Below are 16,075 nucleotides of genomic sequence, written 5' to 3'. Positions count from 1 at the left end.
ACTCTCGTCAGCACTCACTTCCGCTCCTTCGTCGATACCGATAATAGGCCGCGCAGGCCCCTTCGCTGGATACCATCGGCGCGCCGAGAGGTTTCTCCGGCGTGCAGCGCGTGGCAAAGGCCGGGCAGTCCGGCGGTTTGAGCAGGCCCTGCAAGACCAGACCACTCTGACAGTCTGGATCTTCTCCGCCCACCGGACCGGCTTGTGAGAGTGCCTCACGAAATCGCATCGCTGCATCGAAGTTGGCATAGGCAGATGTGAGCTTCAGGCCGCTGTGAGGGATGTCGCCGATGCCACGCCATGCGCGCAACGTTGGCTCGAAGACTTCTCGCACAACCGCTTGGGCCGACACGTTGCCCTCCCGACGCACGGATCTCACATATTGGTTTTCGACGATTGCTCGCCCTTCTTCGAGTTGGCACAGGAGCATCGCGATCCCTTCCAGAATGTCGATCGGCTCGAACCCTGTGACGACGATGGGCACGCGATAGCGTCGCGCCAGGTCTTCGTATTCCTCGTAGCCCATGATGGTACAGACATGACCGGCCGCCAAGAAACCCTGCACGAGCGAGCCTGGAGCAGACAAGATGGCTTCCATGGCCGGCGGCACCAACACATGGGCCGCGAGCAGACTGAAGTTGGTCAGACCCAGGCGTCGCGCCTGGATCGCCGCCATCGCATAGGCCGGCGCGGTCGTCTCAAATCCCACTGCAAAACATACAATCTCACGGTCAGGGTTCTCGCGGGCCAACTCCAGCGCGTCCAGCGGTGAATAGATAATGCGTACATCTCCCCCGGCAGCCTTGACGTCGAACAGATTGCCCTGCGAGCCAGGTACGCGCAGCATGTCCCCAAAGGAGCAGAAGATCACTCGTGGCAACGACGCAAGCTGGAGCGCCTGATCGATTAAGCCGATCGGGGTGACACAGACTGGACAGCCAGGCCCATGCACGAGGGTCAGCTTCGCCGGCAACAGGGCATCGAGGCCGAACCGCACAATCGAATGGGTTTGCCCGCCGCAGACTTCCATGATCGTCCAAGGCCTGGTCACTGTTCGCTTGATCGTCTCGGCCAATGCCGCAGCGGTCGCAGGCTCTCTGTATTCATCAACGTACTTCATCGCTGCCTCGGTATGCGGCGAGTGGCTTACGGCAACAGGCCAGATCTCTCGACCCTGCCCAGTGCCTCAGGCCCCTTGCCTTGCGCTTCTCCCTTATCGAGTTGCGCTATCAATTCAAGTGACCTTCTCGCCGCGTCCTCATCCAATTTGCTGATGGCAAATCCCACATGCACGATCACATAGTCCCCGACCATTGCTTCCGGCACGAGCGCGAGGGAGACCTCTTTCATGGTGCCGCCGAACGAGATCGTCGCGGTACGGAGTTGATCGTCCTTGATATTGAGAACCTGCCCGGGAATCGCTAAACACATATCTGACACCTCGGCTAAACGTATAAGATACCGCAACGATCGCCTGACCGAGAAAGCCCCGCATGTCGTCGGACGGCATCCGGTATCGTGACTGACGGCCAAGAGGGCAAGGACAATTCGTCCAACTGTCTTACCGAAATCGGTCAGCGTAACGCATTCAGCTCTTCATAGCGCGCCGCGACGGTTTGCCGGATGGCCTCTCGAAGCTGCTTCCCTTTGAGCTGTCGATGCGCCAGCTTCCGCAGACGCGCGGCAAGGTCCGCATCGCCCAACGCGCTCACCGCCCACCGTGAAAAATCTTCCCGATGGTCGTGATACTCCAGACTCGCGTGCGGCACCGTCTGGATAATCTGTAAGAACTCGTACAGGCTGGCCGCTTCGTGCCCCACAGCCTCCCGCGCATCCCGGAACCAGAATCGCTTCTCAGGCGGCAACGGAACCTCAAGATACTTATAGAAATGCCTGATGTGCGGAATCCTGCGGAGGGCCGGGCGCAAACGGGCCACTTGCCCCTCGCACAAGAGAATCTCACCGGAAGGAATCTCGGCAAAGTTCACGTCACGAATCCCGCAATCGCCACAATGCTCTTTCACCGCCCGAACCGCTTCCGGCTCGACCATTCGAGTTGCCAGGCAATGGTGCACGGATCCAAGCACCATCGGGTCAAGGCGGTCAGGCCGATAGGACACAAAGGCCCATCCGCCATGGTCCAACAGCGGAATCACCGAGCCTGCCGCCTCTCCACCGTTCGGCGGGAACAGCTGCTGCGCTTCATCGAAGACAATCCAATGTGGCCGATACTTTCGCTCCCGCAATGGACGAAGCGCGCGCAGGAGCTCAGCCACATAGGGGATCCGCATGGCGACCGGGTATCGGCTGAGATCGACCACCGCCGACACACCACCGGTATCCAGCAATGCCGCCACGGCCGATGGTGCCGGCATGGACACACCATCTCCCTCCAATGCGACGAATCGCGGAAGAGCCCTGAGCCCGCGGAAATCTCCTTCAGGGTCCACAAGGAGGACCTGATAGTCCTCGCGATGCAGCCCTTCGGCCAACAGTCCAACCACCCAGGACTTGCCTGTGCCTGAGTCACCGAACACACCCAAGTTCCGCCCGGCCAGGCGAGACCCCGGCAGAGACACCTCGCTGTTCGATCCGTCCCGGCCGATCACAATCCGCCGCTCGCGTCGCAATGGAATATCGAAATACTTACCAGCCAAAGGATACCGATTCAGAATTTCCAGCACCCCTGCCGGCCCCGGACCAGCCGCGACCACATCGGCCATCTCTCGAACTGCCAGCACGGCATCCCCGACCACCACCGCGACCTCCGCCAGCCGCAGCATCGAGATATCATTCTCGGCATCGCCGAACGCGACTAGATTGTGGGCTGAAAACCCGCAGATCGTAAGCAATCGCTCTAACCCCGCCCCCTTCGCCGCACCAGCCGGCAGAATCATCACGGCCCCTTTGTTATACTCGACAACTGCACCCCCACCATGGGCGCCGAGGACCTGCCATACCACCTGGTCGTGCGGCACCCAGGTGGCCGCAATCGCCAACCCCTCCTCGAAGGGAATCTTCGCGTCCTTCATTGCTTTCACGAGGCGATCCTCGAGCTGCCCGAATGGCAGATAGACTTCACCGGTCGCGCTGTGAACCAAGACCGCGCCGTTCTCCCAGACCACTCCGGTAAACAGCTTGCTGAGGCGGCCAAGCTGGACGGCCTCGAAACGCCGACCCGTGACAAGAAAGAGCGCATAACCAGCAGCACGGCATCGTTCGAGCGCCTCTTCGAGATCACGGGGCACCACCCCATCCACCGCCAACGTTCCGTCAAAATCAAACGCCATCACACGACGATACATTTGTCGACCCTCACATCGGCCAATTTCTCACGAAGCGTTTCCGCCTCATACGTCTGAATCGCACTTCCCGCCGGAACGATGCGCCGCCACGACCGCCTGTCCAAGGGAGAGCCCCCCGTCGTTGGGCGGCACCAGGCGATGGGTATAGACGGTAAACCCCGCTTGCTCCAACCGGCGACGCGCAAGCCGGAGCAACAGGGCATTCTGGAAGCATCCACCGGTCAGCACCACCCGCGGTAACGCCGCTTGCTTCGCCACATGGCCGATCAGATCGGCCATGCCGAGGTGAAACCGATAGGCGATTCGTTCGGGACTGCTTCCTGTGCGCCTCTCCTGTATCAGCGACTCAATCAGTGGCTGCCAGTCAGCTACCCACATTGCGTGGGTGTCCTCACCCCGTGCGAGAGGAAATGGATAACCCGTCTCATTACCTGGAGCAAGCTGTTCATACCGTTCTGCGGCAAACTCAAGGGCCATGGCCCCCTGTCCTTCAAAACTGGCTACATCACGGAAGCCAGCAAGTGAAGATACGGCATCGAACAGTCGTCCCATGCTGGTGGTCTCGGGAGAGGCCATGCCCGTCCTCAAGAGGACCGATAGCACGTCGCGTTCCTCTCTATCACCCTGCCGGACCGCAAGTTCCTGAACCGCCATCCTCTCGCCATAGATTTCCCATAGGACTGAGAAGGCACAACGCCAGGGTTGACGCATGGCCAGCTCTCCGCCAGGCAAGCGGAAGGGCCGAAGATGGGCAAGGCGCCTGAAGCCTTGATACCCTGCGACAAGGAACTCCCCTCCCCAGATCCTGCCATCCGTTCCGTACCCGGACCCGTCCCAGGCGACGCCCAGCACCTCGCCATCCAATCCATGTTCCGCCATACAGGCGGCGACATGCGCATGATGATGTTGCACTCGAACGAGCGGAACCGCGTGGCGCTCGGCGAATTCCTGCGCAAACAGGGTTGATCGATAGTCGGGATGGAGATCGCAGGCGACGAGTTTCGGCTGTACGTCGAGCAGCCGTTGCAGATCATCAACGGCGCGATGAAACGCCTCGAAGGATTCCAGGGTAGACAGATCGCCAAGGTGCTGGCTCAGCATGATCTGATCGCCGGACATCAGTGCAATCGTGTTCTTGAGATGGCCCCCGACTGCCAGGATCGGAACCATCGCGCGTCCGTTCATCAGGGGCGCCTGTATCCTGATTGATCGCGGCACGTATCCCCTCGCTCGCCGGATGATCAACTGCTCGCCTTCGATCACACGTACGACTGAATCATCAACTGGCCGCGCGATCGCTCGATCGTGCACGAGGAACGCATCGGCAATTCCAGCAAGTCGAACCAACGCCTCTTGTTCATCGATCACAATCGGCTCGTCTGAACGATTGCCGCTGGTGGCTACCACCGGAGCGTTCAACTCAGTCATGAGCAGACAGTGGAGCGGGCTGTAGGGCACCATCGCGCCGACGTAAGGATTGTCCGGCGACACAGATAGAGCCAGTCCGAACGGTTCGCTCTGTCGCAGCAGCACAATCGGCGATTCGGGAGAGAGCAGTACTCCTTCTTCCTCCTGACTCAGGCCGCATGATGTCTGCACAGCGGACATAGAGGGGAACAAGACCGCAAAGGGTTTATCCGGTCTCATTTTGCGCAGGCGTAGCCGTTGCACCGCTGATTCCGAGCAGGCATCCACCCACAACTGAAATCCTCCGACTCCCTTGACCGCGAGGATCCCGCCGTTCCGAATGATCTCGCAGGCCTGCTGCAACGCTTCCTGCTCACGGGCCACCTCTTCTCCCTGAATATTCCACAGGGCCAATCGAGGACCACACACTGGACAGGCGATCGGTTCGGCATGAAAGCGACGATTCCGGTGATCGTCATACTCAGCCTGGCAATCCCGGCACAGGAGGAACCCGCTCATCGTGCTGTTGGCGCGGTCATAGGGAATGTCCGTGATGAGGCTGAATCGTGGGCCACATTGGGTGCAGGTGAGAAAGGGATAGCGGAAGCGCCGATCCATCGGATCGCGCATCTCGCCCAGACAATCGGCACAGGTCGCAAGGTCCGGTGGCACCACCAAACGCCGCACACCAGCACCTTCGCTGGCTCGAATCTCAAATACAGTCGCTCCCATCGGATTCGCGGGTCCTACGGTCAGCCGGTCCACCTTCGCCGCCGCCGGCGCTTCTGATTGCAGGCGCGCGAGAAAGGTCTCCACCACAGCAACCGGCCCCTCAAGTTCCAGTACTGCCCCATGAGCGCTGTTCATCACCCATCCGGCCACTCCCAGTTCCTGCGCTACGCGATAGGTGAACGGCCTGAATCCGACCCCCTGGACCGTTCCCTCCACGGTGATGCGCAGGCGAACGATGGTGTCCTGTTTCATTCCTTCACCACGACTTCGTACAGCATCACCTCAGGGACTGGCTCCGCTTCCACACTTGCCGACCCGCAACCAGGACAACATTGCAGCAACTCATGCATCTCGCAGGACGTCCCGCAGAGCCGGCAGTGGCCCGTGACCGACACCGGCAGAATCTCCAGCGCGGCCTGCTCAGCCACAGTCCCCGCTGCGGCCGCAGCAAAGACCGATTGCAAGGTCGCCGCATCGTGCTCGAAGATATGAGACTGCGTACTGACTTTGAGCCGCACGACCGACGGTCTCGCAGAGGGAGCCTGGCTGAGCGCCTCCTCTACCATCTTGACCACCTGGGCCATCAGCTGCCACTCGTGCACGAAAGCGCCTCCAACTCATGGACGACTCGCTCGACAACCTGATCCAACGCTGCGGCAACCGCCGGAGACAGCTCGTTCCCGGCCCTGGTGTCCCCGACTTCCAGTCCATATACGATCACGCGAGATGGAAGGAGGCCCAAGGTACGGCCCATCTCGATCGCGTCTACCGCATTCAGGACATGCGTGGAATGAGGGAACAGGTCTGCTGAGATCGGCCCGGCAGACGCATCGAGACGATGAATGGTCCCTGCAGGCTGACCGCTCCTTGCCGCATCGATCAGGAATACCGTTGACGCCTCTGCCATCAAGTCCAGCACGTCGAGACCAGCCAGCTCCGCTTCAATCACGTCGGCGCGGTCTCCCACCAGGGCCTTCAGCCGCCGTGCGGCCAGGACTCCTGCTGCATCGTCGCCCCTGAACAGATTGCCGACTCCGATGATGCGGACGGAATGTTGCGCTCCGATGTGTGTCATACGTTACCCGTCACGCTGAATGTCCAGTTTCAAGAAATGCGTCGCGCAGGAGATACAAGGGTCATAACAACGGATAATTTTTTCACATCCCAACGCCACTTGCTCGTTCGAGAGATCCAGCAGACGAGGCAGATAGGCTCGCAGATCCTCCTCGATCCGCCGCTGATTCTGCGAGGTGGGCGGAACGATCTTGGCTTCGCGAATCAGGCCGTCGCCATCCACCCGATACCGATGATAGAGAATTCCTCTCGGCGCTTCGGTACAGGCCATACCGATACCGGCACGCACGGTCACCGGGACCGACGGACTGGGTGGCGGCTCGTAGCGGTCGATGATCCGCAGCGTTTCCTCGATCGCATAGAGGATTTCGACGGAGCGGGCCACGACCGCGTGAAAAGGATTGCACAGAGGCACCGACAGTCCGGTGTCGGCCAATACCTGCTTCCCCAGCGGCGACAGATGGTCATGATTGAGGTTCAGCCGCGCCATTGGCCCCACCAAATAACTGGCCCCATTGAGTCTGCATTGAAGCGCCGTGGAATAGGGCACCTGTTCTTCCCTGAAATACTGTTCGAACTCCTCAGCAGAAATATTCAAACCGCCACTGGACAGGATCGGCCCCGCGTTGAAGGGATACGCATCGGGAGGACGGAGCGCGACGAAGGCATAGTCTTGCGCAAAATCAGGGTAGTCGAACCCCGCGACCCAGCGGACAGTCTCCACCGCTGCATCGCGTGCCCACAGGAATTCATCTTTCAGCCCCTCCAGTTCACGGCGCAACGGCACGCGAGAAAATCCACCAACCTTCACCGAAACCGGATGCACGGAGCGGCCACCCAGCAGGGTCATCAAAGCATTGCCGGCTTTCTTCAATCGCAGCCCCCTGGTCACGATCTCCGGATGATCTTTGGCCATCGCGATCGCGCTGGCATAGCCGAGAAAATCCGGCGCGTGGAGCATGTAGACGTGGAGCGTATGGCTCTCGATCCATTCGCCGCAGTAGATCATCCGCCGCACATCCCGCAGCGCCCCCTCCACGGTCACACCGAAGATCTGCTCCAACGCATGGACGGCACTCATCTGGTAGGCCACGGGGCAGATGCCGCAGATCCGCGCCACGATGTCCGGCACCTCGTCGTAATGTCGCCCTACCAGGAAGGCCTCGAAGAACCGCGGCGGCTCGAAGATCCTCAGCTCGACATCCTGCACGACGCCCTCTTTCACAGAGACACGGAGTGCGCCTTCGCCTTCGACGCGCGCAATCATGCCGACCGAGATGGTTCTTGTCTTATTGTCGTTTGATTCACTCATGACGTACAGGCTCGCGCTATATAGTACTCGTCACGCGTCACGGTCTTTCTGCTCCCATGCCTGGCTCTCCTCTCGAAACGGCCTGACAGAGCCGTTGATGCCGCGGAACCGGCGCAACACCTCAGCGGGAATAAGTTGGAGTCCCTGATTAAACTCCTTGGCCAGCGCGGCCGTATTCGGAGGGAGTCCGGGACCTTCATGCAGGCCTTCGGCCGGGCCGAAACAGCCGTAGCAGTCCCGACCCATGCTCGGACAAATCGCACCGCAACCGGTACGTGTCACAGGCCCGAGGCAGGGAATCCCCTTGGCGACCATCACGCAGACGTTCCCCTGGCGTTTACATTCGATGCATACACTATGTGTTGGCAGTCGCGGCTGCACGCCGGCTAATAGATCGGTGATCACCAGGAGTAATTGAGTTTTATCGATCGGACAGCCCCACAACTCAAAATCGACATGCACATGTTCCGAGATCGGCGTCGAGGTACTGAGGCTCTGGATATACTGAGGACTCGGATAGACCACTCGTTTGAAAGCCTCGACATCCCCCCAGTTACGCAGGGCTTGAATCCCGCCTGCCGTGGCGCAGGCGCCGATCGTGATCAACATGGCGGCTTGCTTCCGCACGGACAGAATTCGATGCGCATCTTCCGGCGTCGTGATGGACCCCTCCACCAAGGCGATGTCGTAGGGCCCCTCCCTCATGTCGCTGGAAGCTTCGGGGAAATAGGCAATGTTCAAGGCCTGCCCCAGCGCGAGCAGGTCATCTTCGAGGTTCAAAATACTGAGCTGGCATCCGTCGCAGGAGGCGAATTTAAAGACACCGAGCTTGGGCCGCATGGGCGTCACGAGCGGTTTAATTGTGTTCTTGTCATTCATAGCGACGGCATCCCATCACCGATCACACACCAGTCCGTCCCAACCACGGCGCGACCCGGTCGTACCGCATGACCGGGCCGTCTTTACACAGAAAATAGGGGCCCAATTGGCAATGGCCGCAGAGGCCGATCCCGCATTCCATGTGCCGCTCCAGCGAGACGTAGATCGCGGTCGCCGGAATCCCTCGCTGCATCAAGATCGGCACGCCTAAACGCATCATGATCTCCGGTCCGCACATCAAGACCATGGTCCGTGCCGGGTCCAACGCCACTTGCTCGAAAAGTTCCGTCACCACGCCGACGTGGTAATGCCAGGTCTTATCGGGCTGGTCGCTGGTCAATAAGACCTGAGTATCGGGATGTCTTCGCCAGGCATCGAACCGCTCCCGAAAGAGCAGGTCGTGCGGCGTCTTGACCCCGTGTAGAATCTTCACGGCTCCATACTGGTTGCGTCGACGAAAGATATATTCAATGGCGCCGACGACCGGCGCACAGCCCAGCCCGCCGGTCACGATCAGCACATCTTTGACCAGCGCGTCGTCGAGCGGCCAGCCCTGTCCGAACGGCCCACGGATGCCCAGCTCATCGCCAGGCTGCAGTTGCGCGATGGCCTTGGTGACTCGCCCTACCGCACGGATGGTGTGGGCCAGGGACTCCGGCTCATCAGGATCCGACACGATCGAGATTGCCACCTCGCCGACGCCGAAGAGATAAACCATGTTGAACTGCCCGGCCGCGAATCGAAAACTCCGCCGCGCCTGTTCATCGACGAAACGTAACCGATAGGTGTCGATATCTTCCGCTTCTCTGATCTTCTCCACAATCGTGGCAGGCTGAATCAGATAGGGATTGAGTGCGCCATTCTCCGTGACCTGTGAGAAGCGTGTCATGATTGGCTAGATTTTTCCTTGGCCGGACTCGATGGTTTCAGTAACGTCGGCAACTCTTCGGTGAGATCGATCCCGACCGGGCACCAGGTGATGCACCGTCCGCAGCCGACACAGCCGGAGGTGCCGAACTGATCGATCCAGGAAGCCAGCTTGTGGGTGAGCCACATGCGATAACGATCCTTGATTGTCGGTCGAATGTTCTTGCCGTGAATATAGCCATGGTCCTGGGTGAAACAGGAATCCCACAATCTGCTCTGTTCACTACCTGTCTGCGTGAGGTTCGGCACCTCCTCGACCGCATGACAGAAACAGGTCGGGCACACCATCGTGCAATTCCCGCAGGCGAGGCAGCGCACCGCGACATCGTCCCATCGTGGATGCTCATGCGCGTCATACAGGGCCTGTGGGAGCTGCGATCGGTCCAACTGCCGCGTCTGGCTACCGGCGCAGGCCTCGATCTGCTGTTCGGCTTCGCGGGTCTGCGCGGTCGAGGCCGGCGCAGGCGATAATGCGCGCACCACCTCTCGGCCAGCTTCACTGCCTGCTTCCACGAGAAATGCTTCGTCCAATTCGGTCAGGGCGAGGTCGAAACTTGCGCCCGCTCGCGGACCGGTGTCCATCGAGGCGCAAAAACAGGTGGCGAGCGCGCGAGTGCAGTTCACCGCAATCAGAAACAGGCCGTCACGACGTGTACGATAATAGGGATCCCGGTAGGCGTCTTTCAGAAAGATGTGATCCTGGATCGCGAGCCCTGCCAGATCGCAGGCCCGCACCCCGAGCACCGCAACCTTCTCGCTCTTCGGCATTGTCGGCTGAACCGAAACCCGCCCCTGACTCCGTTCGATCGTCAGCAACGGCTCACGCGGCGCAAATGCCAGCGGCTTCACAGACTGCGGCCCATGGACCACACCGAAAATCCTGGCCGAGCCGGTCTGTTCTATGCGATAGCGTCCAGGCGCCTGCTCATCGCGCCAACCGATCGGCAGATCCGATACCTGTCGGATGGTGTCCCAGAGGACAGCTCCGTCGCGCGCGACCGGACCGACCGTGCGATAGCCTTGTGCAGAAAGCACATCGATCAACTGTTGAAGCAAAACTTTCGGTATAACGTTAATCTGATTGTTAGATTTGGAGGCCATGACAAATCAGCTATCATCTCTCTCTAGCAGACCGACAACACTTCGATTGGGTATCATCAGTGCCCGCCCTTTCTTTTCAGCCGGGATTGAGCCACGCCCACCTTCTCACCTGCTCATTCTGAAACGTCGGACCCGCCAGGCCGCCCAGAGAAGAAACAGAAACACCATCAGGCCCACGAGTTCGACGAGATGAACTAGGTGCCATCCTTCGACCAACTCGATCTCCACGACAACGAGCAAGAGGGTCGCGACAACAAAAACCAACATATGCCGGCGCGGCATGCTGATTACTTCACGAAGGAATGTGGCCAACCAGCCGTCGCTCTTCTTAGGCTGCTCCATACGCTCTTGCCCCCTGACGATTGCTTGAACATCCGGCATGATATTCCGCCTGCGTAGGCCTACCTAATTCCGAGCTGAACCGGTTGCAGGAACTCGCGATAGGCAGGAACACAGTGATCAACGTCAGCAAGAGCAATGCCCTGATCGCTCTTCAACGACCGGCGAAAATTTCACGACTTTCACACCACTCGACATGCTCAGGGTGAGAGGGAAGGGACATTTAGCTACAGTGAGCAACTGGCACGAGGGGCAGAACACCGCACTATCCCTATCAGTAGGGCCATCTTGAAGCAGCGGTGCTGCGGCGGCGCTTCAGTGGTGTAGCTGTCCTTTTCCGTCATCCAACCCGGTTACGCTCCAACTCCAACACGGCCAGCGTGGTCTTGACGACGGCGTCAGAATTGAGCGAAATGCTGTCGATGCCTTGCTCCACCAAGAACCGGGTGAACTCTGGATAATCGCTCGGCGCCTGTCCGCAGATACCGACTTTTCGTCCCTTCGCCTTGGCCGCTTGAATGACGCTTGCCACCATTTTCTTCACGGCCTCGTTCCGCTCGTCGAACAGGTGCGCGACGATTGCTGAATCCCGGTCCACGCCGAGGACAAGTTGTGTCAGGTCGTTCGATCCGATAGAAAAACCGTCGAAGATCTCCGCGAACTGCTCGGCGAGTAGCACGTTACTCGGAATCTCACACATCACGTAGACCTCAAGGCCCCTCTCGCCCTGCTTCAGGCCATGTCGCTCCATTTCCGCGATCACACGCCGCCCTTCGTCGACCGTCCGGCAGAACGGGACCATGAGTTTCACGTTGATCAGGCCCATCTCATCCCGCACCTGTTTCATCGCCCGGCATTCCAACGCAAACCCCTCCCGATAGCGCGGGTCGTAGTACCGTGACGCCCCGCGAAAGCCCAGCATCGGGTTCTCTTCCTTCGGTTCGTAGCCGCGGCCACCGAGCAGGTCCGCATACTCATTACTCTTGAAGTCGCTGAGCCGGACGATCACATCCTTCGGGTAGAAGGCAGCCGCGATCATCGACACGCCCTGGGCCAGTTTATCGACAAAGAATCTGGGTTTGTCCGAGTACCCGGCCGTGATCCGCCCGATCTCAGCCTTGAGCGCCTGATCCTCCAGCCGGTCAAAGTTGAGCAACGCCAGGGGGTGGACCTTGATGTAGGAGCTGATGATGAATTCTTCCCTGGCCAACCCGACGCCGTCGTTGGGAATGAATGACAGTCCGAAGGCTTCTTGTGGATTCCCGACATTCATCATGATTTTAGTCTTGGGCCGCCCGAGGCCCTTCACGTCCAGCGTCTCGACGTGAAACGGGAGCTGCCCTTCATACACAAAACCGGTATCACCCTCCGCGCAGGAGACCGTCACCGCTTGTCCGTCGAGGAGCACATCTGTCCCCTGTTCGGTCCCGACGATGGCCGGCAGGCCCAATTCGCGGCTGACGATCGCGGCGTGGCAGGTCCGTCCGCCACGATCGGTGACGATCGCAGAGGCTATTTTCATGATGGGCTCCCAATCAGGATCGGTTTTATCGGTCACCAGCACCTCACCTGACTGAAACTCGTGAATCTGCCGGGCGCTCCTGATCACACGAACCGGGCCCTGCCCGATCTTTTCTCCGACGCTGCGGCCCGCCACCAACACCTTCCCCTTTTCCTTCAAGCGATAGGTCTCCAGCGTATCGCGCGGTTGAAGGGATTGGACCGTTTCCGGTCTGGCTTGGACGATAAACAGTTCTCCGGTGAGTCCGTCTTTGGCCCATTCCATGTCCATCGGGCTGGGAGTGCCTCGCTTCGCGCTGTAATGATCTTCGATCACGCAGGCCCAGCGGGCGAGGGTCAGGATATCCTCGTCGGTTACGGCGAACTTCGATCGGTCACCCTGAGACACCGGCACGTTCTTCACCATCTTGCCGCCGCCGATATCGTAGATGAGTTTGAACTCCTTGGTTCCGAGCATTTTCTGCAAGATCGGCCGATAGCCCTGCTTGAGCGTCGGCTTGAACACATAATACTCGTCGGGATTGACGGTCCCCTGCACGACGTTTTCGCCCAGGCCATAGGCCGCGTTGATCAAGACGGCCTCGCGAAAACCGGTTTCGGTGTCGATGGAAAACATCACGCCGGAGGTCGCCAGATCCGATCGCACCATCCGCTGCACCCCGATGGAAAGGGCGATCTTCAAATGATCGAAGCCCTTGTCCGCCCTGTAGGAGAGGGCTCGATCGGTGAAGAGCGAGGCAAAACAGCGCTTGCAATGCTCCAGGAGTGACAGATGCCCCTGCACATTGAGGTAGGTCTCTTGTTGTCCGGCGAAACTGGCATCCGGCAAATCTTCCGCCGTTGCGCTGCTGCGCACCGCCACATCCGCTGGCTCGGGAAGTCCTTTACTCAGCCGGTCGTAGGCGTCGGTAATCGCATCGGCCAACTCAGGCGGAAGCGTCTCGGCGAGAATCGCCTGCCGTACCTGCTTCCCACGCTGTTGAAGGTTGGTCAGATCGTGCGTATCTAAGTCGTTGAGAATCGACCGAATCACGGCATCGAGCTTCGCGTCTTTCAGGAAGAGTCGATAGGCCTCAGCCGTGACGGCGAAACCGTTGGGCACCTTCACGCCTTTGGCGGCCAGCTCACGATACATTTCTCCCAACGACGCATTCTTTCCGCCGACCAGCGGAACGTCCTCGATACCGAGCTCCTCGAACCATTTCACCAACTGCTTATCCTGCGTGACATTACCCACGGTTTCTCCTTAACGACGTGGAAACGGTCAGGCCCCCCAGCCTGTGCTTCCGTCTCTCTATTCGTGCATCATCTGTCCACACCTGGCCTCTCAAACAACAGGTCAGCACCTGGGGCCGACAGCCACTTGGTCAGACGAGAAGTGCCTTGCTCGACACATTTCAACCTAACAGAGACCATGAACTTCGTCAGGGCAGGATAAAACTCTTGGCTCACCTGCATCCTCCAGAATTTGGACAACCTGTTCATGTCAGGTCCTGTCCCCCGGTCGTCTCTGGTTTCTTCTGCAAGATGGCAACCAGGTGGGGGCATGATCGGGTCAACGTTTACTGCGAACTTATCAAGATCATGCCGGGAAGGGAGAAGCCCTGTGGGGCATTTCAGGCCTGATTACGACTAAGGCCCGTCGCAAAATGCGACAGAAGAAATATCTTGAACAGGTGGCTCAACCCTGATGTCATTCGCCTTTCACAATTGTGACCAAGGAATAGGCTCGGCCCAGATTGGCAGTTCGACAGAACGGACAGATCGGAATCGAACCACTGGGACCATGAATTGTATAGGCAGCAGAGTCGCTTCGATCAGAGCTCCTGCTGATTACCACCACAACCAACAGACTACGACCCCGCCGAGCTCAGGACTATTCAATTGACTCGCTGTCATAGACGTCCATGCAGTGGCGAATTCCCCCGCATCCCAGGGTTGTGTACGCTCTGGCGGCGCAGTATGGTGAAGGAAGTATTGTGGACTGGTAATTTCCGTGGGCGATTGAATTCATGTGACGCATGCGATGTCGGGGACACTGGGACAAATGCGAACTCAGAAGGTTCTTCCTATAGGAGTTGATCCTCACATTGAGGACATGGATCGGACCCAGAACGATCTGCGAACGCTGGCTGGGAAATTACTCACAGTTCAGGACGAAGAGCGCCGAAGAATTTCTCGTGATCTGCACGACGATGTGAATCAGCGACTGGGCGCGATCGGGCTCCACCTGGACTCGTTGTGCCGGGATCTTCCTGAATCTCCCGCAGCCATTCGCCGCCGGATACGCGGCATCCGCCGACATGTCAGCGAGCTATCAGACGATGTCCGTCAACTCGCCTACCGGTTTCACCAGACCACGGTGGATGATCTCGGGCTGGTCGTGGCCCTTCAGCGCTATATCAACGAGTTCGTCAAACGCACCGGCATCAAAGCTAGATTTACGAAGCCGCGTTCGGGCATGCCCATCCCGCTACGCCTCGCAACCTGTCTCTATCGCATTGCGCAGGAGAGCTTGGGAAACGTCGGACTACATGCCAAGGCGTCGCAAGTGGCCGTCAAGTTGTCGGTGACGCCGGAAGCCCTGTGTCTCACCATTCTAGACAACGGAATCGGCATGGACCTCGAAGAAGTCCGCAGAGGCAGGCCGGGACTCGGCATGCTCAGCATGCAGGAGCGGGTACGACAGCTGAACGGATCGGTGGAGTGGCATTCGACGCCGATCGAAGGGACCGAAGTCGTTGCCCGCCTTCCATGGCCAAAGGAGCCATCATGACGAAACCGAGCATTCTCCTGGCAGACGACCACACGATGTTCGTCGAGGCTCTTCAGAAAGTGCTGGAGCCTGAATTTAACTTAGTCGGTTCGGTTGGGGATGGGCGCGCCCTGATTGAAGCTGCGCCACGACTGGAACCGGACGTGATTCTCCTCGATCTGTCGATGCCGCTGCTGAACGGCATTGATGCCGCCCAGCAGCTTCGCCGTCTCGTCCCCGATGCGAAACTGGTGTTCCTCAGCATGCACGGCGACCCGACCTATGTCACGGAAGCCTTTCGCGCCGGCGCCTCGGGCTATGTGCTTAAGCGGGCAAGCGCCACGGAACTCGTGCAAGCGATTCGCGCCTCCCTGCGTGGCCACCTCTACGTATCGCCGCTCTTGGCAAAGGGCGTCCTGGATCCGCTGCTCCATCAGCGGACATCCCCTGCAAGCGCACAAGCCACCCTCACGCTGCGTCAGCGCGAAGTCCTCCAACTGGTCGCCGAAGGACGATCGCTGAAGGAGATCGCGTCCATCCTCTGCGTCTCGTCAAAAACCATAGAATTCCACAAGGCCCGCATCGCAAAGCAATTGGGGCTGCGCACCACCGCCGACCTCACCAAGTATGCCGTGACCCACGGGCTCGTCTCTGTCTGATCCCACTTCACGACTACGGTCGTCGGCTCACTCTGGCGCGAACCTCTTCTCTTCGCGGTTCGCA

General features: G+C 59.3%; 14 protein-coding genes. 2 read left to right on the top strand and 12 right to left on the bottom strand.

Features of this window, described 5'->3' with window-relative positions:
- Window positions 1-7 precede the first annotated feature (7 nt).
- The 12 genes from hypD to ppsA form a co-directional block, all read right to left on the bottom strand.
- Window positions 8-1,120, bottom strand: coding sequence for a hydrogenase formation protein HypD (gene hypD / locus Q8N00_01740; GenBank protein ID MDP2381505.1), 1,113 nt, complete (start codon window positions 1,118-1,120; stop codon window positions 8-10).
- 26 nt (window positions 1,121-1,146) lie between these two features.
- Window positions 1,147-1,431, bottom strand: a complete 285-nt coding sequence (locus Q8N00_01735; GenBank protein ID MDP2381504.1) for a HypC/HybG/HupF family hydrogenase formation chaperone — start codon at window positions 1,429-1,431, stop codon at window positions 1,147-1,149.
- A gap of 143 nt (window positions 1,432-1,574) precedes the next feature.
- Window positions 1,575-3,305 carry an HAD-IIB family hydrolase gene (locus tag Q8N00_01730; protein ID MDP2381503.1) on the bottom strand — a complete coding sequence of 577 codons (1,731 nt, stop codon included), beginning with the start codon at window positions 3,303-3,305 and terminating at the stop codon, window positions 1,575-1,577.
- 45 nt (window positions 3,306-3,350) lie between these two features.
- The gene (gene hypF, locus Q8N00_01725; GenBank protein ID MDP2381502.1) at window positions 3,351-5,696 is read right to left on the bottom strand and encodes a carbamoyltransferase HypF; all 2,346 of its coding nucleotides are present in this window, start codon (window positions 5,694-5,696) and stop codon (window positions 3,351-3,353) included.
- Entirely contained in the window at window positions 5,693-6,046 is a 354-nt protein-coding gene (locus Q8N00_01720; protein ID MDP2381501.1) for a hydrogenase maturation nickel metallochaperone HypA, read from the bottom strand. Before Q8N00_01720 ends, hypF begins: the two co-directional genes overlap by 4 nt.
- On the bottom strand, window positions 6,028-6,519 hold the full coding sequence (locus Q8N00_01715) for a hydrogenase maturation protease (protein ID MDP2381500.1): 492 nt from the start codon (window positions 6,517-6,519) through the stop codon (window positions 6,028-6,030). The genes Q8N00_01720 and Q8N00_01715 overlap by 19 nt, the downstream gene beginning before the upstream one ends.
- 3 nt (window positions 6,520-6,522) lie before the next feature.
- Window positions 6,523-7,830 (bottom strand): Ni/Fe hydrogenase subunit alpha, encoded by a 1,308-nt coding sequence (locus Q8N00_01710; protein ID MDP2381499.1) that lies wholly within the window; start codon window positions 7,828-7,830, stop codon window positions 6,523-6,525.
- 30 nt (window positions 7,831-7,860) lie between these two features.
- On the bottom strand, window positions 7,861-8,709 hold the full coding sequence (locus Q8N00_01705; protein ID MDP2381498.1) for a hypothetical protein: 849 nt from the start codon (window positions 8,707-8,709) through the stop codon (window positions 7,861-7,863).
- Window positions 8,710-8,731: 22 nt separating this feature from the next.
- On the bottom strand, window positions 8,732-9,598 hold the full coding sequence (locus Q8N00_01700; GenBank protein MDP2381497.1) for an FAD/NAD(P)-binding protein: 867 nt from the start codon (window positions 9,596-9,598) through the stop codon (window positions 8,732-8,734).
- Window positions 9,595-10,737: a 4Fe-4S dicluster domain-containing protein gene (locus Q8N00_01695; GenBank protein MDP2381496.1), complete on the bottom strand. Its 1,143-nt coding sequence runs from the start codon at window positions 10,735-10,737 to the stop codon at window positions 9,595-9,597. Before Q8N00_01695 ends, Q8N00_01700 begins: the two co-directional genes overlap by 4 nt.
- Before the next feature lie 105 nt (window positions 10,738-10,842).
- Entirely contained in the window at window positions 10,843-11,118 is a 276-nt protein-coding gene (locus Q8N00_01690) for a hypothetical protein (protein MDP2381495.1), read from the bottom strand.
- A gap of 298 nt (window positions 11,119-11,416) precedes the next feature.
- The gene (gene ppsA, locus Q8N00_01685; GenBank protein MDP2381494.1) at window positions 11,417-13,834 is read right to left on the bottom strand and encodes a phosphoenolpyruvate synthase; all 2,418 of its coding nucleotides are present in this window, start codon (window positions 13,832-13,834) and stop codon (window positions 11,417-11,419) included.
- An 861-nt stretch (window positions 13,835-14,695) separates the two neighbouring features.
- Between ppsA and Q8N00_01680 the strand changes: the two genes are divergently transcribed.
- Complete coding sequence (locus tag Q8N00_01680; protein MDP2381493.1) at window positions 14,696-15,373, top strand: sensor histidine kinase; 678 nt, start codon at window positions 14,696-14,698, stop codon at window positions 15,371-15,373.
- Window positions 15,370-16,011, top strand: coding sequence for a response regulator transcription factor (locus Q8N00_01675; GenBank protein ID MDP2381492.1), 642 nt, complete (start codon window positions 15,370-15,372; stop codon window positions 16,009-16,011). The genes Q8N00_01680 and Q8N00_01675 overlap by 4 nt, the downstream gene beginning before the upstream one ends.
- Window positions 16,012-16,075 lie beyond the last annotated feature (64 nt).

Source organism: Nitrospirota bacterium (assembly GCA_030684575.1).
Classification (GTDB): domain Bacteria; phylum Nitrospirota; class Nitrospiria; order Nitrospirales; family Nitrospiraceae; genus Palsa-1315.
This window is presented reverse-complemented; position numbering and strand designations above follow the sequence as displayed.